Annotated in this window: 16 protein-coding genes; 4 read left to right on the forward strand and 12 right to left on the reverse strand. The window is 30.9% G+C overall.

Features of this window, described 5'->3' with window-relative positions:
* Positions 1–501: 501 nt before the first annotated feature.
* Complete coding sequence (locus MRU_RS06535) at positions 502–1,647, forward strand: hypothetical protein (protein WP_012956106.1); 1,146 nt, start codon at positions 502–504, stop codon at positions 1,645–1,647.
* A 55-nt stretch (positions 1,648–1,702) separates the two neighbouring features.
* On the opposite strand, the gene MRU_RS06540 is transcribed toward MRU_RS06535, so the two are convergent.
* The 8 genes from MRU_RS06540 to MRU_RS06575 all read right to left on the reverse strand — a co-directional run bounded on the left by MRU_RS06540 (position 1,703) and on the right by MRU_RS06575 (position 10,031).
* The gene (locus MRU_RS06540) at positions 1,703–2,506 is read right to left on the reverse strand and encodes an FHA domain-containing protein (protein ID WP_012956107.1); all 804 of its coding nucleotides are present in this window, start codon (positions 2,504–2,506) and stop codon (positions 1,703–1,705) included.
* Positions 2,507–2,726: 220 nt separating this feature from the next.
* Entirely contained in the window at positions 2,727–3,497 is a 771-nt protein-coding gene (locus tag MRU_RS06545; RefSeq protein ID WP_012956108.1) for a hypothetical protein, read from the reverse strand.
* Between the two features lie 168 nt (positions 3,498–3,665).
* Positions 3,666–4,382, reverse strand: a complete 717-nt coding sequence (locus MRU_RS06550) for an SIS domain-containing protein (RefSeq protein ID WP_012956109.1) — start codon at positions 4,380–4,382, stop codon at positions 3,666–3,668.
* Between the two features lie 80 nt (positions 4,383–4,462).
* A complete protein-coding gene (locus tag MRU_RS06555; RefSeq protein ID WP_012956110.1) occupies positions 4,463–5,575 on the reverse strand; it encodes an RNA-splicing ligase RtcB in 1,113 nt (370 codons plus the stop codon).
* Positions 5,576–5,777: 202 nt separating this feature from the next.
* Entirely contained in the window at positions 5,778–6,491 is a 714-nt protein-coding gene (locus tag MRU_RS06560; protein WP_048812456.1) for a hypothetical protein, read from the reverse strand.
* Positions 6,492–6,538: 47 nt separating this feature from the next.
* Positions 6,539–7,651, reverse strand: a complete 1,113-nt coding sequence (locus MRU_RS06565) for an adhesin-like protein (protein WP_012956112.1) — start codon at positions 7,649–7,651, stop codon at positions 6,539–6,541.
* 23 nt (positions 7,652–7,674) lie between these two features.
* Positions 7,675–8,085, reverse strand: coding sequence for a hypothetical protein (locus MRU_RS06570; RefSeq protein ID WP_012956113.1), 411 nt, complete (start codon positions 8,083–8,085; stop codon positions 7,675–7,677).
* Positions 8,086–8,285: 200 nt separating this feature from the next.
* Positions 8,286–10,031 carry a BspA family leucine-rich repeat surface protein gene (locus tag MRU_RS06575; RefSeq protein WP_048812457.1) on the reverse strand — a complete coding sequence of 582 codons (1,746 nt, stop codon included), beginning with the start codon at positions 10,029–10,031 and terminating at the stop codon, positions 8,286–8,288.
* A gap of 1,663 nt (positions 10,032–11,694) precedes the next feature.
* Here MRU_RS06575 and MRU_RS06580 point away from each other — a divergent pair.
* Entirely contained in the window at positions 11,695–12,639 is a 945-nt protein-coding gene (locus MRU_RS06580; protein ID WP_012956115.1) for a tetratricopeptide repeat protein, read from the forward strand.
* A 203-nt stretch (positions 12,640–12,842) separates the two neighbouring features.
* Here MRU_RS06580 and MRU_RS06585 read toward each other — a convergent pair whose 3' ends face one another.
* Entirely contained in the window at positions 12,843–13,445 is a 603-nt protein-coding gene (locus MRU_RS06585) for a YigZ family protein (protein ID WP_012956116.1), read from the reverse strand.
* A gap of 256 nt (positions 13,446–13,701) precedes the next feature.
* On the opposite strand from MRU_RS06585, the gene MRU_RS06590 reads away from it, so the two are divergent.
* Positions 13,702–14,211, forward strand: a complete 510-nt coding sequence (locus MRU_RS06590; RefSeq protein ID WP_012956117.1) for a hypothetical protein — start codon at positions 13,702–13,704, stop codon at positions 14,209–14,211.
* Between the two features lie 134 nt (positions 14,212–14,345).
* Here MRU_RS06590 and MRU_RS12070 read toward each other — a convergent pair whose 3' ends face one another.
* On the reverse strand, positions 14,346–17,858 hold the full coding sequence (locus MRU_RS12070) for a DUF5814 domain-containing protein (RefSeq protein ID WP_012956118.1): 3,513 nt from the start codon (positions 17,856–17,858) through the stop codon (positions 14,346–14,348).
* Positions 17,859–18,121: 263 nt separating this feature from the next.
* Between MRU_RS12070 and MRU_RS06600 the strand changes: the two genes are divergently transcribed.
* Positions 18,122–19,090 (forward strand): ketopantoate reductase family protein, encoded by a 969-nt coding sequence (locus MRU_RS06600; protein ID WP_012956119.1) that lies wholly within the window; start codon positions 18,122–18,124, stop codon positions 19,088–19,090.
* A gap of 145 nt (positions 19,091–19,235) precedes the next feature.
* Here the strand turns inward: MRU_RS06600 and MRU_RS06605 are convergent, their stop codons facing one another.
* Together MRU_RS06605 and MRU_RS06610 are read right to left on the reverse strand one after the other, a co-directional pair.
* A complete protein-coding gene (locus tag MRU_RS06605) occupies positions 19,236–19,724 on the reverse strand; it encodes a hypothetical protein (protein WP_012956120.1) in 489 nt (162 codons plus the stop codon).
* Positions 19,725–20,308: 584 nt separating this feature from the next.
* Positions 20,309–20,551 (reverse strand): DUF5654 family protein, encoded by a 243-nt coding sequence (locus MRU_RS06610; protein WP_012956121.1) that lies wholly within the window; start codon positions 20,549–20,551, stop codon positions 20,309–20,311.
* Positions 20,552–20,924: the final 373 nt, after the last annotated feature.

Below are 20,924 nucleotides of genomic sequence, written 5' to 3' on the forward strand. Positions count from 1 at the left end.
AATATTGTAAAATTTATTTATTATCGTGAAATTTTAAAAAATAATAAGTCTGTTAAAATAGTAAAAATTATGATTTTTGTGAGATTTTAAAAATAAATAAGTTTGCTAAAATTGTAAAAAAAGGGTTTGAATTTAAAAAAGATCATTAAGTTGAGTAAATTTTTAAAAAAAATAGGTGTTAAATATAAAAAAATTAATTAATCAAACCCATTAACTAAAGAATCTAAGCAAAGAAAATCAAATTTAAAGCTTGGAAATTCGATATTCCAGAGTCACATCAATTTCACACGATGACATCAATTTTACATTGTCACAACAATTTTACGAAATGACATCAATTTTACGAAGTCAAATCAATCTTTATTTCATTAAAGCAAATTGATATGAAAGTATTAAATTGATTTGAGAGTGTTAAATCATCAAAATAAGAAAATAACCAACAAATTTAAATATTAAATGAAATAAACTAATATTACAAAGATTTTTCGGAGGTGAAAAAATATGAAGAAAAAGTTAGAATATATACAAACTGAAAAAATAAAAAACAAGAACTATGAATTTTATCGCAACATAGAAAATAACAAAACAGTGATTTTTAGAAAAACAAAGTTTGGAAAAAGAGAGAAAGTCAATATCATAGATTCAGATGACTTGACAGAGCAGATAATTAATTTATCATACAATAAATCTTCTAGAAATAAAAAAATTCAATTCCCTTATGATAAAATCTGCAAATTTGTTTTTAAAAACAATTTTCAAGCATGCAATATAGTATTTAAACTAGGTATAGACTTTAATTATTTTTTAGATACTGAAGTGATCAATCAGATTTTTGAATCTACAAGATCAGACATAGTCATTTGTGCAAAGGAAGAAATAATATATATAATAGAATTCCAAAAGGATAAGCTTAAAAAGAAAGATAAAATTCGGTTTGGAAATTATCAGACCAATCTTCATAATTATTATCACGGCCGAAAAGTAATTGTTTTTGTTATTAGTTTTGACCCTAATGAAGAATTGGGAGACATTCCCTATGGATATGATAAGGAATATGGGTTTACTATGCATGTCAAATCGTTTAACGAGCTTGATGCGGAAGAAACTATAAATATCATAAATAAAAGAATTAGAACTAGGGCTAAAATAAATTTTATTGATATTGTTTTATTGCATTTTCTACCATTTATGAAGTCTCATAGGTCCCAAGAAGAACTATTAAGGATAGCTGTGGATTTGACAAACCAAATAAGGACCTTAAACGAAGATAAGATCTTGGAGTTAAAAATTACACAAACTGTACTTGCACAAGAAATTTTAAGTGAAGAAGAATTTGAGGAATTATTCAAGGTGATAAAAATGGAAGACACTGGATTAGTTGAAGAAGTTAGACAGCTCTATTGGGAACATAAAATAAGAAATGACATGAATGAGCTAAATCAAATGAGAAACGAACTCAACGAAAGAAGCAACCAACTCAACGAAAGAAGCAACCAACTCAACGAAAGAAGCAACGAACTCAAAGAAGAAGGAAAAATAGAAGTTGCAATTAATTTACTAAAACTAAAACAACCATTTGATTTAATTGCAAAAGCTACTGAACTAAGCGAAAGCACCATCAGAAGCCTTCAAAAGACAATATTATAAATTGTATTCCTATATAATTTATTTTTATTTTATTTTTTTTAAAAAGAGAAAAAAATTAGAAAGAACAGTAAATAACTGCTCCTCCTTCACCTCTGGATAATTTTAAAAATGAATTCTTCTTTAAAGGAGTTATTCTGCCAGTGGCAACTTCATTTTGTCCGATAAAAGTACCGTTTGTACTTCCTTCATCCAATATGCACCAACTGTCATCCTTATAGAATAACTTTAGATGAGGTTTGCCTACATTGCTCACTGCAGTATAGCTATTGTCTAAAAGTATTGCAAATGAGGCAAGATCTCCTTTTGAGAAATCTGCTTTTCTTCCAATAAGGACTGTATCATCCTTATGGACCTTAAATGTCTTGCCCTTATCTGCTCCATTGAATATGGTCAATATGCAGTAGTCCTCATCATGGAACTTTTGGTTTATCTTATATAAGTCAAAGAAACTTAAGAGCTCATCTGAGAGGAAGTTGATTTCAAGAAACAGCTCTTCAAAGGCATCAGGCTTTAGGATATATCCCTTGACGTTTCTGGCACCTATCTTATTAGGAACCTCTTTCTTTAGAGGAACCTCTTCAATCAAGCCAGCTGTCAAAAGCTGCTTCATATGCTGGCCTAACATCTGAAGGGAAATATTAATATCATATTTCTTTAAAAGAATCTCATTAAGTTCGCGAGAGTAATAAGGGTCTTTTTTGAATGTCTTGTCCTTATTCATGTTGAGCTTTTGAAAATCCCTTAATATTTCGAGTATGGAAAATCTGACCTTGTTGTTGATTGCTGCCAGCTTAAATGAAATCAGATTGGAATCCTCAAAGTCTATAAATTCTGTATAGTCAATTTCCTCTTCGCTCATGATAATTGCTCCTTTAAATGGTCTTTTTGATTAATTTTGAATTAGATTAAATATAATAATTTTTTGATTAATTTATTATGATTAACATTTTGTAATTATTTATTTAAAATATTTTGTATAATTCACTATGTTTCATCAAGAAAAAATATACAATTAAAAGAAAAAAAACCTTCTAAAATATCTTCATAAATAATCTCCATCTAGAATTGTCCTTTTAAAATTATTCTAACTTACCCAAACTATTTTTAAAGAAATGTTCGGTAAACACTTCCAGATACATCTCTTCCCTATTTGGAGATGAATCAAAATAATTAGGATCCAATAGCCTTATATCCTGATAGACGTCATATGCTCCAGGAATGTCATTTATATTAAACAATACATCTAACTTTCTATTTAAATTAAATACGTTTAGATTGCGAGCTAGAATCTCATTTATAAGAAGCAATGCCTCGCTATAAAACTTATTTATATAAAAGAACTGATATAGATTGATCATTGCATAATAATCCACATAATCCATATATTTCACTTGAATATATAAATTTGAAATAAGATTTAGAAAGTCCTCTTCAACATTAATGTCCTTTTGATTTAAGGCAATCTCCAAATAATGCATGTCCTCAAGATAAAATAAGAACAGTTCCTCATCGTCTTCCTTGATAATATTAGAGAACTCTTCTTTTATACTGTCAAATAATAGTTTTTTGATTGGAGACAATTCATTGAAAGCTGCAAGACGCAATAATTTCAAGTCCCCCTCATCATGACCTAAAATCATGGCCTTTTGGCTTAGAAAGAATGATGACTTATAGTCCCCATAATAGAAGCTGAAAAAAGCCATATCATAGTAAAAAGAAGAATCATCTGATTGGAAATCTAATACATCATAAAAATTAGTGTTTCGAAAGCACCCTAGATTATCTTTGTATTTTTCTTCTATAAAGACATTTAAGATACTTGCATATGAATATGAGGGCCTAATATTCAAATTATCACCTTCTAAAACTTAAAATAATTCTGTTTTTGAATTGATTAAAAATAAAATTTAAAAAAAAATTACTATCTATATAAAAAAATAAAATTAGAAATAATTTTTTAGGTCATTAGGCCTATTAAATTATTTCATTGACTGTTTAAGTCTATTAAATTAAATTTTTTATTTTTTAGACACTTTAGGCCTATTAATATTCTCATGATTGTTTTCCAAGTCCTCTTCGCAAAGACCTAGATTGTTCATCATCTCTACAACTAAAGCGTCAAGAATCAATAATGCAGAGTCTTCAAATCCAGTTCCCATGATTACAAGCTCATTAGAGTTAAATCCTAATGAATCAAATCTTTCAGACTCTTCTTTGGTGGATTTTCTATCCCTTTCTGCTTCAATGACAATCTTAGCATCAGAGTGGCTAGCCAAGTAACAGTCAAAGCTTCCGCAAACTGATAGAATCTTTACATTCTCAAAGATCATATTGTTTTTTGAAGGGGAACTCTTGGACTTTTTAATGTTTTCAAGCTTGGTGGATTCGATTGAATCGGTTACAGCATTCTCTCCACCTGATTTTGATATGAATAAGATTATATCTCCATCATGAACAGGAGGAACTAAAGTTTCGCCAAAAACATATACATGAAAGCCTAAATGCATCAATCTCATAGCAAAGAACTTAGCTACAAAACCAGACCTGCCAGAACCTGCTAAAAAGATGGTTGCATCATTTCCATTATCAAAGCGTAAATTTCTAGCAGTTAAGATAATGTCTCTGAATTCCTTTATTTCATCATATTGGTCTTTAAGAATTGATTCTGTTTTATTTACAGTTCTTAAAAGTTCATTTAAGCTTAAATCCAGGATATTTAATTCTAAATTAGTCATTTTACCCCCTCAAAATTATGCCTAAAATATTAATCTTAAAATTGAAAATTAAGACTTAAAATATTTATTAAGATTAAAAATTAAGCCTTAAAGTTATAAACAGGCTTAATAATATCAATAATTTCAACAGTGTCTTGAATATTGTTTACAATGGCTTCAATTGGCTTATAAGCCATTGGAGACTCATCAATGGTTCCTCTGTTTACTGAATTTGTAAAAATTCCTTTCATTGCATTTTCATATTCTTTTAAAGAGATCTTGTCCTTTGCCTCTCTTCTGCTCATCAGCCTTCCCGCACCATGTGGAGCAGAGCAATTCCAATCCTTATTCCCTTTTCCCTTACAGATTAAGGAACCTTCTCTCATATTAATTGGAATCAATAGCTTTTCTCCTTTGTAAGCTGAAACCGCTCCTTTTCGCAAGATCATTTGATTATGGTCTGTGTCTATGTAATTGTGAATTGTTGTAAAGCTGTCTGTATAGTCCATTCCATAATGGCTGAGAATGGTTTCGATGATTGCCTTCCTGTTCCAGCTTGCAAATTCCTGCATTATCTTCATGTCATGGATATAGTCCTCAAACAATTGGCCTTCACAGTATATGAGTTCCTTGTTTGTTGCAGTCTTATGCATTCTTTTAAAGCTCTTCAATGCCTGGTTTTGATAGTATTCGCATACGTCTGCACCGATTCTTCTACTTCCTGTGTGGACGACAAGGACTAAGTTTTCCTCTTTGTCCTTTCCAACTTCAATGAAGTGATTTCCTCCTCCAAGGGTTCCTAAGGAAAAATTGCCTTGGCTTCCTGCTTCAAGATCGAAATAGCATCTCATTTCAGTGAGTCTTAGTTTCTTTATGTATGGATGAGGATTTTCCCTAATGTCATAGCCATGAGGGACGTATTTGCGGACTATCTCATCAAAGCGATTGAAATCTATTTCATCTGTGTCAAGATAGACTGTTTCCATACCGCAGCCAATGTCTGAGCCTACAAGGTTTGGAACTGCCTTGTCTGTGATTGTCATTGTGGTTCCGATTACACAATTGCTTCCTGCATGGACATCTGGCATCATTCGGATGGATTGGTCCTTAGCTATAGGCTGATTGAGAAATTGAATTATTTGAGATACGCTGTCATTGTCTATATTGTCTGCAAAGACTTTAGCTGTATTGTACTTTCCACTTAATTCAAACATATTTTTCACCTCACATAGCTTTATTTAATAATCTGATTCATTCTTTATATAAATAGTATAAAGGAATTGCTTTATTGAAGAAATTAGATTTTCCTAATTGATCAACTCACAAATGAGGAAAATAAATAATAATTCTAGATTATAAACCCACAAAAAGCAAAATCAATAATTATCATTATTTATTAACCCACAAAAAGCAAAATCAATAGTTATCATTATTTATAAACTCACAAAGAGAGTTTGATATGGAAATATCCTCATTTTCTGTCTGTATGTCATTTCCATCGCTTGCTTTATTGTTTTTAAAATGAGAATCATTTATAGTCAAACTGTTTTCATTAAAGATGGCTCCTCCCTTAAAGGCCATGTTCTGATTGAATATGGATTTGTCTATGATCAATTCTCCCTTATTGTAAATGGCTCCTCCATCGAATTCAGAGATGTTGAGCTCAAATACAGAATTATTTATCTTTACTGTTGAATCTGAATCAATAAAAATGGCCCCTCCAAAGTCTGAATCATTTTCCTTAAATATGGACTTTTCCACAGTCAATTTAGAGTTTTCTCCATTGTAGATGGCTCCCCCATACAAGTCACCTGCATTTTCTGTAGAGTTATCTATGAATTGGCAGTGCTCTACCTTTAAGTCATTGGAATAGTTAGTTATGGCACCGCTATAGTCCTCTGAGAATCCGTTTTTAAATATGATGTTTTTTAAAGTGATATTAGAGGCTTTTATATATAATATTGGAAGCTTGTTATTTCCATCGATGATATGGTTTTTTCCATCAATGACCAAGCCATCTGTCTTGATTTCAATAGGCGCTTGTGTCTTATCCTCCAAACTTATATCTTCATTTAGAGAAATCTCCTTTACTCCGCTATTTATTAATTCTTCAAATTCCTTGAAATTCATTTTATCCCCTTCAACTTCCACTATTTGATTTTTATAATATTTGCAATTTAAATAGATTCATCAGAGTCTTCAAAATCTCCAGAGTAAATCAAATCAATTTTATTTTTTAATAAATCCATCAAATATTCGTCATCTTTATAGTCAGATAAATTAATATCGCCTAAATTGAAATCCTCTAAATTAAAGTTATCCGAACTTAAATCATTAATGGATTCAATAATATTCTTTTTAAAGATGAAGCCAACTTCTTTTGTATCGAGATTGTATGTCTTCTTATACTCATTGATTAAATCACCAATATCTGAGCTATCCAGTACCTTTCCATCTAATTCCACTTTATATTGGTTTCTTTCCCCATATAATAATCCTACAAAGCCTCGATTGAAAATCGAACCTTGAATTTCAAGATTTTCCGGATGATGATAAAATCTGGAACTATTGATTAACAAAAATCCAAGATTGAATATGGAATGGGACTCTCTGGTATTAAAGCAGCAATTGTCCATGGTTATAATGCCATTTTTATTTTGAATCGATTCACTGCTTGAATCATAAGCGCTCACCACCCCATTATCTTCAAAATTGCAATCAAATAAATATAAATTAGCGTTTTTATTAAATATTGCACCGGCATTAGAGCCAAAATCCTTAAACCCGCCATCTGCATAATTATTTTTAAAGCTGCAATTTTTCATTATGACAGTTACATTAGGCTTAAAAAAAGTCTCCAAATATATTGCACCGCCATCAGATCTTACTGAAGTGTTAGATTCAAATATGCAATCATTTATATTCATATCTTCAAAGCTGCAAATAGCTCCGCCGCCAAGAGGACCCAGTGAACAATTATTGAAAAAATGAGAATTTTTTATGGATAATTCTTTTCCCACATTCTCAATGGCTCCTCCCCCATTGCCCTTATGAGAAACGGCATTTTTAAACTTAAGGTTTTTTATAGTTATATTATCTCCTTGAATATGGAATGCCTTTGCCCTTTCCATTGCATCAATGACATGTCCCTTGCCGTCAATGACTAAGCCATCTCTCTTGAGTTCAATGCCTCTTCTGTAATCTTCATCACTTTCTAAAATGACATCCTCATAAAGAGAGATCTCCTTTGCTTCGCCGCCCAATAATTCTTCAAATTCCGTAAAATTCATATCAACACAACTTAATCTTAATTTTAAGATTGTGAAATTATATCAATCCATTTATTTATTAGATCCTTATCTAATAGTTCTGTCCTGATTTTGACGATTAAATCCACCAATTCATAATAGTCTTCATCACTTGTTCTTCGGGATGGAAAAAAAGCCCATAAGCCCATTCTTTCCTCAATTTCACAGATAAAATCATTTGCAAAATCAATAGTGCTTTCATATATCACTCTCTCACCAACTCTGACATCGGAAGAGAACTTGAAAGTATAAAACCATCCTTCTGCATTGAATTCGACAGACTGTTCATCACCTGTTTCAAAATAGCTTAAGAGAGCCTTCAAGATATTAAATGGAAAATCGTCAATATATGATATTCTGCTTCCAAAATTATCCAAATCCCAATCGGCCCATCCTGCTCCACGATAATATAACATTTTATCCTCCCCATAAGGTAAAATCCATTATTTCATAATTTAACCACTAAAAGAATCCATTAGTTATTATAGCCAAAAATCCATTATTTCATAATTTAACCACTAAAAGAATCCATTAGTTCTTATTAAGCCAAAAATCCATTATTTCATAATTTAACCACTAAAAGAATCCATTATTTTGTCATTATTAGCCATAGAAGCTATTTATCTGCCTCCAATACTGCATTCATAAAGGCCATCAGTTTAGGATATGAATTCAAATTTTCTGGAATGCAAACTTTAGCCTTCGCTATTCTATCCTCCAATTCATCTTTAGAAATCTTTTTTATATTTAAAATAACATAAGCGCAGTGCATATTGGCGTCATCAGGACAGTCAGTATCCCAAGAATCAACTAGACCCCTAAGCAGATTCAACTTTTCGACGCGATCATTTTCAAGAATATCTTGGAAAAAGTCTAAAAAGGCCGTTGCATAATCAGTTGAGTTCATATGTGACTTATACATATTGTTAAACAACTGGGAGAATCCAATATCCTCATCCACCCTTTTTTCCATACATTCTACAGCTGTGGAACTAAACCAATTAAATAATGATGGGTCTTGTGGTTTTTCCTCCATTGATATAATATAGGCTTCAAAGGTTTCGCTGAATTCTATTTCCTCATCTGAAGAGTCTGAAATAACCTTGGCCAGAATAAAATTAGCATCTGTGGAATCATATCCTCTCCATTGGGATAAGACTAGAGATGCCCTTTCTCTGTCATGACCTTCAAAGGCTTGCTTGAACTCTCTAGGATAATCCTCTATTATTTCAAGTCCTTCACTTTTAAGCTCTTTTAACTTATTCTCTGCCTTGAAGCGGACCAAATGACTTTTATCATTATTGGCAAGCCTTCTTATGATTCCAATATTGGTGAAATTAGGATTTTCAATTGCATAGGCCCTTTCCACATAATCCTTGCTATCTGCAAATTCCTCTAAAATCTCTGTGTCATTTAAGTTTGGATTTAAAAGAGCGGCCCTTCTTGCATAAAAATGGACAGAGGAATCTCTAAGCAATCTTTTCAGGCATTCTTCATCCCTGATATATCCTACTGCTATGAAAATGTCCTGGGGGTCGAATCCCCCTGCAATCTTATAGAAAAATGAATCGTCATCAATAAGGTTTAGCTGATTTCTGATGCCGAATTGATTGATGAACTCATCATCATACCAGCTTGGAAAGCTTTCAAGCTTTCTGCAGTTGGCAAATAGATTGTCACCATTTTTTAGATTCTTAAATTTCCAATTCAAGCAGCTTGCATCCTTTAGGCTATAGCAATCCCTAAACATTTCAAAGATGTTTTCCACATTGGACATGTCCCAGTCAGATAGGAATGAAATGTCTTCCAAGGACATGCAGGACTCAAACATGGATTCCATATTCTCTGCAGAGCTCAAGTCCCAATTCTCCATTCCATCTATGGCCTTTAAGCTGCAGCAGGCAACAAACATTCCCCAAAAGTTACGAATATGGGAAGTGTCCCAATCCTCAAAATATGCATATTCCAATGAAAGGCAATTGGCAAACATATTCTTTAAAGAATCAGTGCTGGAGATGTCCCAGTTTATTCCATAGAAAGCCACCAATGAATGCCAAGTAGACAGTTTAGTAATTAGATCTGCCTCTTTGAAAAACAAGCTGCCCACTCCAAAATTGGGGCGGACATAATTCTGTAGGATAAGCACCTTTGCATTTTTAAAATTACTAAATTCAGTGTAATTTTCCTTACACCGGAAGTCTGCACTTAGATATAAGATATCATCAGGATTGCTTAGCTCACTCCAGCTGGTCAGATTTGTTCCGTCCTTTAAAATGATTAAAAGCCCAGAGATTCCCAAATCAAATAGGCTTTCTGTAGTGTGATTCAACTCTTCAAATTCCTTAAGATAATCCGTATTCATATAATCCCCCATCATTGGATTTAATTAGAGCAAATTTTTATAATTTGATTATTCTGCTATTGATTTTATTTATATTTATACTAGTATATAATCTTAAAATTTATTAAAATAGCCATTATAGTCTTATATACATTCATTAATAATTCTTATGGATTCATACACATTATTCTCTTAAATAGAATATATAAATCCAATAAAGGGTTTTATTTACTCTTGATAAAAAAAGAATTAGAGATTTTATTAAAATAATTAAAAATAGCAGTTAAGAATGAACTGGAAATCTAATCCATTTAAAAAGATTAGATTCCTGATCACTCTCCCAATACCTATATTGCAAGATAAAATCTTACAACACTTCCGATTAGATATTGAAAATCTGAATTATACAATAAGTTGGAATTAAAAAAATTCAAAAAATGAATTTTTAAAACTCTGTTAAAATATATGAAAAAACTAATATATAAAGTTTTTTAATCAATTGATAGGTTTATAAGTCCTAAAAATAAAAAATAAATAATATGAGATTTTTAATAATGAAAACAAGTCCAAAAAGTATAAATAATAATTATAAATAGTTACATAAGTAAACCAAAGAAAAAGTTTGAAGATACAATAATAATGTAAAAAATATTAAAAATAGCAAAAAATGATATAGGAATCTAATCTATCAAAAAAAACAGATTAGATTCTAAATCATTCCTCAATACCTATATTGCAAGATAAAATCCTACAAAACCCAGATTAGATATTGAAAAATTGAATAAAACAATAAGTTGGAATTAAAAAAATTCAAAAAATGAATTTTTAAAACTCAATAATGAATATGAATTAAATAGTATATAAATTTTTTTAATTGGTTTATAAATTGCAGGAATAACCATTACAAGCCAAATGAAACCAACAATCCTGGGAGATTGTGTAAAAAACAAAACAAGCAATGATTATTTATTCCTACAATTTAAAGGAGGGAAATTATGTCATCATAACAGTTTAACTAAAACCATTATGACGATAAGGTTCATACACATCAAATAAATGACATATAAGACCAGCACCATCCAGATCTTAGATCGGATAGTCATAATGCCCCTCCCTTATTGTTTTATTCAATTGCCTAGCAGAATCTTCATCAAATATGACTATTTGAATCGGTTTCATGGGACAAATGCTTTTAAACATTGTATCACCTCCAGGACTTGAGGTTTACATTAGATATAAAAATATGTAATTCTTAATATATAAACTTTATTTCTAATTTAAAGACTATATAAGTGTTATTTTAAATCAAAATTGGCTTGAAGTAGTTAAATTGACTTCATCTCATAAAATTGATGTGAAAATGTAAAATTGACCTCATCTCGTAAAATTGATATGAAGATGTGAAATTGACTTGAAAGTGTAAAATTGACTTCATCTCGTAAAATTGATATGAAGATGTGAAATTGACTTGAAAGTGAAATAAGAATGCATAATTCCCTAATTCTTCTAAAAAGCCATAATTAACCCTTAAAGAATGCCCTAATTTAATGAACAAAACTTTTTTTTTAATGAAAAATACCTGTCATTTCTGCCACATCCCATAAAGTTTTTTCTTTATTCCATTAATATTATATAAACCATAAATGAAAGATTGGATTTATAAAATTTAAAGGATGTGATTGGAATGGAACTTGAAGAAAGAATTGAAGAAGCTTTAGAATATATTCAAAATGATAGCAATTATGCATTGGAACTTTTCAATGGGATTCTAAAGGAAGACCCCCATAATATAAATGCTCTCAATGGCAAAGGGTCAGCCCTTATGAAGCTGCATAGAAACCAAGAGGCTCTAGATGCATTTAATGACTCATTATCCGTTGAAGAAAATCCTTCTGCATATCTCAATAAAGGGATCATACTGAAAATCAATGGAGACTATAGGAATGCATTGAAATCCTTTGATAGGGCATTGAACTATAATCCCCGATTGGCTTCCATTGTGAGTCTGCTCAAAAACGAAATACTGGAAATCTTTGAGAAGGAATCTACGGATATAAGTTTGCTATATGATTTCAATGAAAGCTGTACAGCACTGATTAAAAAAGCTTATGGCTATAAAAACCAAGGCCTTCTCTGGGATGCTCTAGACTGCTTGGAGGAAGCCGTTAAACAAGATCCAAAATCTGAAAATTCCATAAATGACATCATTAAAAAACTTATTTTAACCATCAAGAAAGAATTCTTATACAAAGAAATAAATTCCAAAAGCACCAAAATCGACAAATTGAAATTTCAAACAATTAAAAGCATAATTGTTGAAGACAATCCCCATAAAACATTACTGCTTACAAATAAGATATTTGAAATAAATGAAAATGATTTAGATGCCTTAAACTATCAGGGCATTGCCTATTTTAGCTTGGGAGAATATATTAAATCGATAGAATCATTTGATAAATGCTTATCCATTAATCCCAATTATACTTACTGCTCATTTAATAAAGGACTCGTTTTAAGAAGAATGGGACTCTTAAACGAGTCTTTAGACTGTTTTAATAAAGTGATGAATGAATCTGATTTTTTAAATAAGGTTAAGCCATTTCAAGAAGAGGTTTTAACTAAGATATAGTTTTGATTGATTAAAAAAAGAAAATATTGATTGATTAAAAAATTTTAAAAAAAGAAAATATTGATTAGGCCCATTAAGAGACCTAAAATAAGAAATTAGACTATTAGACCCTTTTATAAACTAAAATAAGACTATTTTTTAAACTAGAATAAGACTATCTAATAAACTAGAAGACTATTTTTTAAACAAAAAATAACAATAAGTTAAACTATTTTTTCCAAGTATCTGCTGCCTAGATGCTCTATTTTTACCTGTTTAGCCAATTTATCTTGAACGCTTTTAACAATGCCAACATTATCTGTTGCAACAAAATAAATGACCTGTGCTTCATACTGCTTTTCAATTACAGCCAAATTCTTGGCCCTAACCTCAGCATCAATTGCCTTAATGTCCTGATATTCAAAAGTGAACCTAAAGAGTTCATAAAGTTCCATTTCAACTATCTCAGCAATTGCCAAGCATTCAAGAACAGATTTGCTATATGCTCTCACAAGCCCTCCTGCTCCTAGCTTGATTCCACCGAAATATCTTGTGACAATGGCAACCACATTATTTATCTCATTTTTCTTTAGGACATTCAGCATAGGCCTTCCTGCAGTTCCTCCAGGCTCTCCATTATCATCATAGCCTTCCCCATCGCTTACAACATAAGCAGTGCAGTTATGTGTGGCATCCTTATACTCTTCAGATATCTCTTTTATAATATCTTTAGCCTCTTTTTCAGTCTGTGCAGGAAAAAGGCGACAGATGAATTGAGATTTCTTTATGTCTATTGAATTCTGGAAAGGCTTTGCTATTGTTTTCATGCTATCAGTTTAAAAAATTCTATAAATCGCTTTAAAATTTGAATAATTCAATTAAAATTAAAAATATTTAAATATTAGAAAATATCTTATATAAATTATTTATACAAATATATGTTTGAAACATATAATATTATTTTTGATTAATCTCATTAAATAAACTTTAGATTAACAAAATATTAAATCTTAAAAATGATTAATTTTTTAATTTGAAAACTTAAAATTACTATTTTGATAATAAAACCAATGGGGTGAAATCATGGAAGATAGAAAAGCAAAATTTATCGTTTATGTCGTTGTATGCTTACTTGCTTTTATCTGCAGCAGCACAGTCTTCTCTATGACTGGCGGTCTTTCTGATTGGATTGTATCAAATGTAAACACTAATGAGGATGCCAATAACAATGGCTATATAGACAGCAGCGAAGGACAATATTATTCTGACTCTGACGGACAATATTATTCCAGTTCCGACTCCTATGACAATTCAAATGGAGGCTCTGGATTTTTAGATGGGCTCTTTTCAAGTTCGGACAATTCAGAATCAAACTACTATTCAAGCTCTGATGAAGAACCTGATTTTCTTGCAAGGCTCATAAGGGAATTCATAGGTGGCAGTTCAACAACAGACAGTTATTATGACTCCTCTGATTCAAACTACTACTATGAGGACACATCAAATGGATATGATCTTGGAAATGGATTCTCATATGATTTAAATGAACTCTTTACAAAAACAGACAATAAGCTTAATCAGTTGTTTAATTAAACAACTGACTATTGCTATTTTTTAAATTTATATTTAAATAGAAATAAATTAAATATTGAATCAATTTATTTCTAAAAACTCTTTTTTCTTATTTTAAATATTTAAAGAATTATTTTAGAATTTAAAACTTTTTTTTATTTACCAGTTTCAATTATCTTTATTAGTTTATCCGCTTCTTTAACTATGTCCTTTTTACCATATGCCTGTGCAACTCTTTTAATAGCATCCAAATTTCTCACATAGGCATCCAGCCATGAGAAAATATCTCCAGGATAAGCTTGAATCTGATATTCCTTAAGAAGTGATTTGGAAATGTCAATAGGATCCCTCTTATTCAATCTTTGATTCAATATATAATAGGAAATTCCCCTTTGAAGACATTCACAGAATGGCCTGTCATTGCAGTCACATCTTAAGAAATCTATCTGAAGCTTTAAAAGAGCATCCTGGAACTTAATATCCAATTTGGCAATGGCTTCACCAGAGGATATTATATCAAGGGTTGATTCTGAAAACAATCTTGTGGAAAAGTTTACTTTAAGTGCAGATACTATCTGCTTATGAACAACAGGAGCAAGATATGCATTTTCAAACAATTCCAAGTCAAGGGCTATGGACTGGACCTTAAGAAGATTGTTAGCGTTCACTTCCTTTTTAGACATTCTTGGATTGATCTCGCTAAATATATTTTCCTTAAAGTTAAGCTTGTTTACAAGAATAGGCTTATCTTCTATGGTTTTATGCTGCTTTTTAGACATGTTGATTCTTTTATTATACATTACTTTTTTAGAATAGTCCTTTAAATCATCAGAGACAGATGCATTTGAATTCTTATAGTCCTTAGAGATAGGATGGCTGTCTTTTTCTAAGTTTTTAGATTGATTAGATTCTGATTTAGACTCTTTATGATTAGTTTTATCTTTATTAGAATCTTTAGAATTATCATTTTTGTTCTTTGAACTTGAATTCTTATTATTTTTATTAGATTTCTTAGATTTATTATATTTATTAGATTTATTATATTTATTATATTTATTAGATTTATTGGATTTTTTATCCTTTTTAGAACTCTCAGATTTATTGTCTTTAGAATTCTTAGACTTTTTATCTTTTTTAGAATCCTTAAATTCCTTATTAGAACTGTTCTTTTTATTAGATTTATTAGATTTATTCTTATTTTCAGATTTATCTTTTTTAGATTTATTAGATTTATTAGATTTATTCTTATTCTCAGATTTATCTTTTTTAGATTTATTAGATTTATTAGATTTATTCTTATTCTCAGATTTATCTTTTTTAGATTTATTAGAATTATTTTTATTTTTCTTATCTTTCTTAGAATCCTCAGATTTCTTGGACTTCTTAGAATTATCTTTACCTTTATCCTTCTTAGAATCCTTAGACTTCTTAGATTTATTCTTTTTAGACTTCTTATTCTTCTTATCAGTCTTATCTTCCTTATCCTTATCCTCTTTCTTTTGAGATTCGTTCTTCTTTAACTGATCCAACTTATGTTGTATCTTCCTATTTCTATTAAGAATCTCCTCATTCTCCTCATCAATCCTATCGGACAACCTTCTAAGCTCCCTAAGATTGGTCTTAAAGAATGGCTTGCTGTAATACTGGCTTAAATAATTCTTATCATTAATGGAATCCTTAATGATTACCCCATCATCAATTGACAAGAATGACATAGCCACCGCTTTTCCAAACCGAGTTACATCAATAGTATCATCTGCATGTATCTCTATCGCTTTTTTATCCCTTAATTCTTCAAGGGCAGTATTTATATCAATTGGAACTGGAATATCCTTATAGAAATTGATTACATCCCTCACTTTAGTTAAAGACCTTGATGAGATGTCTGCAAGTATCTGCTCAAGTGATCCGTCTTCTGTATAATCAACAATGATATTCTCCACATCACTTTCTAAAAGATCTAGGGCTACGGACTCCTCACTTTCACCGTCGAATTCACTTCCAATCTCTGGAACAAGATATATGATTCCCCTGTCATGATAGCTAGGCCTTCCTGCTCTTCCTAACATCTGTGAAAACTCATTTGGAGAAATCCATTTGTTTCCCATTAAAAGGGACTCAAATATTACTTGGGATGCCGGGAAATCCACTCCTGCAGCTAGAGCTGCAGTGGTGACCACCGCTGCAATCTTTCCCTTTGAAAAGTCCTTTTCTATCTTTTCCTTTTTAAAGTAGGATAGTCCGGCATGATAAGCGGAGGCGTTTATTCCCTTACCAGATAGGAAATTAGCTATCTTATGGGTTTTTCTTCTTGAATTGGTAAATATCAATGTCTGTCCGCTGAATCCCTTTGAGGATGTTGAGTAAAACTCCCTTTGAACTAATTTTCTCATTAACAGTCTTCTTTGAACATCTCCATTAACAAAAACGATATGTCTCTCTAAAGGAACTGGGCGCTCCTTATACTGGACCAGTTTCATGTTAAAGTCCTGTGCCAAAGTCTTTGGATTTTTTATAGTTGCAGAGAGGCCAATCACTTGGGTGTTTGGAAAGAGATGCTCGATTCTTTTTATAAGTCCGTTGAGTCTGAGACCTCTCTCCTCATCGGAGATTGTATGAATCTCGTCTATTAAAACAAGGCCTAAATCATTCAAGAGGTCTGATTTGCCTGATCTAAGTAGAAAATCAATACCCTCATATGTTCCAACCACAATGTCCGCATCGGCAATATTTGAATCTGGAAGCTTAAGCTCTCCCTTTGCTTTGATTCTGTTCATCCCCACTTTGATTGCAACCTTAAGGCCAAGTGGCTCATATCTCTTCTTGAAGTCTCTGTACTTTTGATTTGCAAGTGCAACAAGAGGGGTCAGAAAGAGGAATTTCTTACCATTCAATGCCTTTGGAACCCCTGCAAGCTCTCCAACCAATGTCTTTCCGCTTCCGGTAGCTGAAACAACCAAGAGATTCTCATCCTTAAGGAGGCCTTCCCTAATTGCAAGGTATTGAACCGGCAGGAGATATTGGTTATCCTTGAGGAGAACATCCCTAAATTCCTTTGGAACCTTAAGACGCTTCATTGCGATTTTAGGTATCTTATCCTCATGAACCTTTATGGTGTCAAATAAAGTCAAGTCTGTATGGGCGAGAGGGTCAAATCTTGGTGAAAGCATCTCTAAAACATCATCCAAGCTGCCAGTCTTTTCAAGGACCTTCTTGAAGTTTCTAAATACCTTCTTGTCATATCCCCTAAGCTGAAGCTCTCTCTTGATTGTCTCTTCGGCACAGGATTTGCAGATGAGCTGATCATGATAGTTATATGAAAAATCTGAGTTTATAATGGTCACATATCCTTCATAACTACAATGCTGACAGATGTTTGTAAATCTGACCTTGACATTGTTCTTTTCAAGGAATGCCTCCATTTCATCATCTTTTTGTGCCAAGAAAACAGCTTGAGATCTTAATAAATTGATCGCCTTAGAAGGAGCAAGAGGCTTTTCTTCCTTATCGCTTTTAATTAGAAAACGCTTGATTGATAATCCGTCCTCCCCTTCCATAAAGCGGAGAATGCCTACAAACTCAGCCTGCCTTTTTGTATTAAGAGCTCCTTTAGGACTTCCAATAGGATATATTTCCCAAGATTTCTTTCTTTTGTTTAAAACTATCATTAGTTTATAATTATATTTTTAATAGTTTAAAAAGATTAAGATTAAAATTGTTTTAATCCTCGAAATAAAAATTTTTAGAGATTTTTATATATAATTCAAGTAATTTTTAAATTAGAAGAAAAAAAAGAAAAAATACATTTAATTATTTATAATAAAATCGATATAACAAATAATGTATTAAAAAAAATAACAAAAAGAACTTAATTTCAAGAAAAAACTAACTTAATTTCAAGAAAAAACTAACTTAATTCAAGAGGAATAAAATGAACATACTAATCAATGGAACTGGAGCTATCGGAATAGGGCTTGGAGCATCTATGATTTCACAAGGTGCAAATGTATCTTTCTTTGCAAGGGAAGAGACTGCAAATGCAATAAGGAAAAACGGAATTAAAAGAACAGGCATATTCAATCACTATTCATTTGGTCCAGAATCATTTAAAGTCTACACAGATTACAAGGATATTCCAGATAATGAGTTTGACTTTGTCCTTGTATCAAGCAAAACAATAGCTAATGACGATATAAGCAGAAAGCTAAACGAACACAAGTCCATCTTAAAAGAGGATGCTAAAATAATCATATTTCAAAACGGCTTTGCAAATGACGAACCATACTTAAGATTCTTTCCAAAGGAACAGGTCTACTGTGCAAGAGTCATTACAGGGTTTAAACGCCCAGAAAGATACATCAGCGAAGTCACTGTCCATACAGAACCTATATTGCTTGGTTCTCTTCAAAAGGATGATGACGGCGAGTTCATTGACAGCCGCCCAGTCTCAATCATTTCAAAGATGATCAACGATTCAGGAATTCCATCTGAAACCACTGAAGAACTGGATAAGTTCCTATGGGCTAAAATGCTTTATAACTGCTCCCTTAATCCTCTTGGTGCCATATTGAATGGGAATTATGGAAAACTGATGGAAAATGAATATTCCGTTAAAATAATGAATGAGCTTATTGATGAAATATTTGAAGTAATCAAGGCATCAGGATACAGAACCAATTGGGACAGCCCAGAGGAGTATAGGGAAGTCTTCTATTCAAAGCTTGTTCCAGACACTTATAATCACAGGTCTTCCACATTACAAGACATTTCCAAAAGGCAAAAGACAGAAATCGATACATTAAATGGAAAGGTCATTGAACTTGGAGAGAAATATGGTGTTGATGTAAGTGTGAATAAGACAATTTATAATATTATTAAAACAATAGAGTCTGAATTTTAATTTAATTTGAGTTTAAATTAAATCAGCTCTTTTTTTCTTTTTTTAAGCTTAAATAGCAATCCATTAAATAAAACTCCACATCACTTATTTCACTATTTTAATGATTATAATAGAAAATGCTAATTGAAAAGCTTAAATTCCCACATTAATGATTATAATGGAAAATGCTAGTTAAAAAGCTTAAATTCTCAAAAGTGGAAGGATCGCTAGAGCTTGGAATGTTAATAAAGTAGCCATAATACTCTCCTTTGCTATTGAAGAAGATATAAGCGTTTCCATCCTCATCTACATCACTATTATATACCCAATCGCTAGATGGAGTATTATAATCCACCTTATACAGACTGACTATATACCAAGAGCCATTGTCAAGTTCTATCTCATAGGCCTCATAGCCTGAAATCGTAAAATTCTCATAGGATTCTAATGTGGAATAATTGGAATCCACCATTTTAGATTTGCCTTCTCCGCTTAAATAAGTGCCGTTTTCAATATCTATGGTAAAATGAGAAGTCTGATTTTGAATAATTAGATTATTGTCACTGTTATCATTGCTGTTTGTCAATCCAGGGAACAATCCATAAAAAAGAACTATCAAAATTAAGATAACACAGATTGTAGTGACTATTATCATTAGAGAACTAGATCCATTGGATTTGGATTTTTCTTTGCTTTTAGAGGTTTTTGAACTAGAATTATTAGAATTAAAACTAGAACTAGAATTAGAATGGGGATTATTGCTTTGAGAATCATGATAATTAGAATTCGCATTGTTTTGAAAATCTGTCCTAATATAATTTGGATCAGGCTCTATCGCCCTTAGTCCACATTTAGGACAGAACTTTTCACTATACCTTTATCTCATTTCCGCAATTATGACAGTATTTTACCATAAAAACCCCTTACATATTTAATAAATTAAATACTATTTAAAGATTTGCCACTTGGATTTAATATATTTATTTATTTGATTTTTATAAAACCATTAGTGAAAGAATGATTAGTGATGAAAAGAATGAAAATAGCTTTTGTAACTAGATTAGAAAAATAGATAAAATAATAATTGTTAAACAACAAGATAAAGGATCTAAAAATAAGAAAAATAGATAAAATAATAAGTGTTAAAAACAAGAAAAGCTATAAAAAATAAGAAAAATAGATTTAAAGAAAAAATTATGAATGATTTAAAAAAAGTAAAAAAGAGAATAAGTTATAAACTTATTCTTCTAATTCTACGCCCATTTTAGCTGCTATTCTAGCAAGTATAATGGTTACAACAACTGCAAGAATGGTTACAATAACAGCATAAGTAAATAATCCAGTAAGTGCGTCTCCAGGACCCATTACAGAGTCGATTAATTTTTGAATTGCATCGTTCCATGCTAAACCTGCGACTAAACCAAATGCAGTAGTTACTAAAGTAATAATAGTTGTTATTACAGTTTTACCAACATCAGACATAAAATATCTCCTAATAATTTTTAAAAAAAATAACTAAAAATTAGTTTTTAACTACAATATAACCCAAATTTCAAATTTCTAAAATGTTTATAGTCAAATATAAATATTACTAATTATTAGTTATTTATAATTTTGTAATTCATTATATATAAAGATATTAGTAAAATAAACTTTAATAAATTCTATAAAATAACTTTTATTAAATATTTTCAAATTTAATAATGAAATAATGAAAAATAGATAAAATATAAGAAAATCAACTAATAATATAGAATAAAAATCAAAGGATAAAATAATAATTTCAATAAAAAAAATTTAAAAAAAAAGTATTACTCATCCATGATTTGAAAAGAGAATTAAAAAAATAAAAATT

The sequence above is a fragment of the Methanobrevibacter ruminantium M1 genome (assembly GCF_000024185.1).
Classification (GTDB): Archaea; Methanobacteriota; Methanobacteria; order Methanobacteriales; family Methanobacteriaceae; genus Methanobrevibacter; species Methanobrevibacter ruminantium.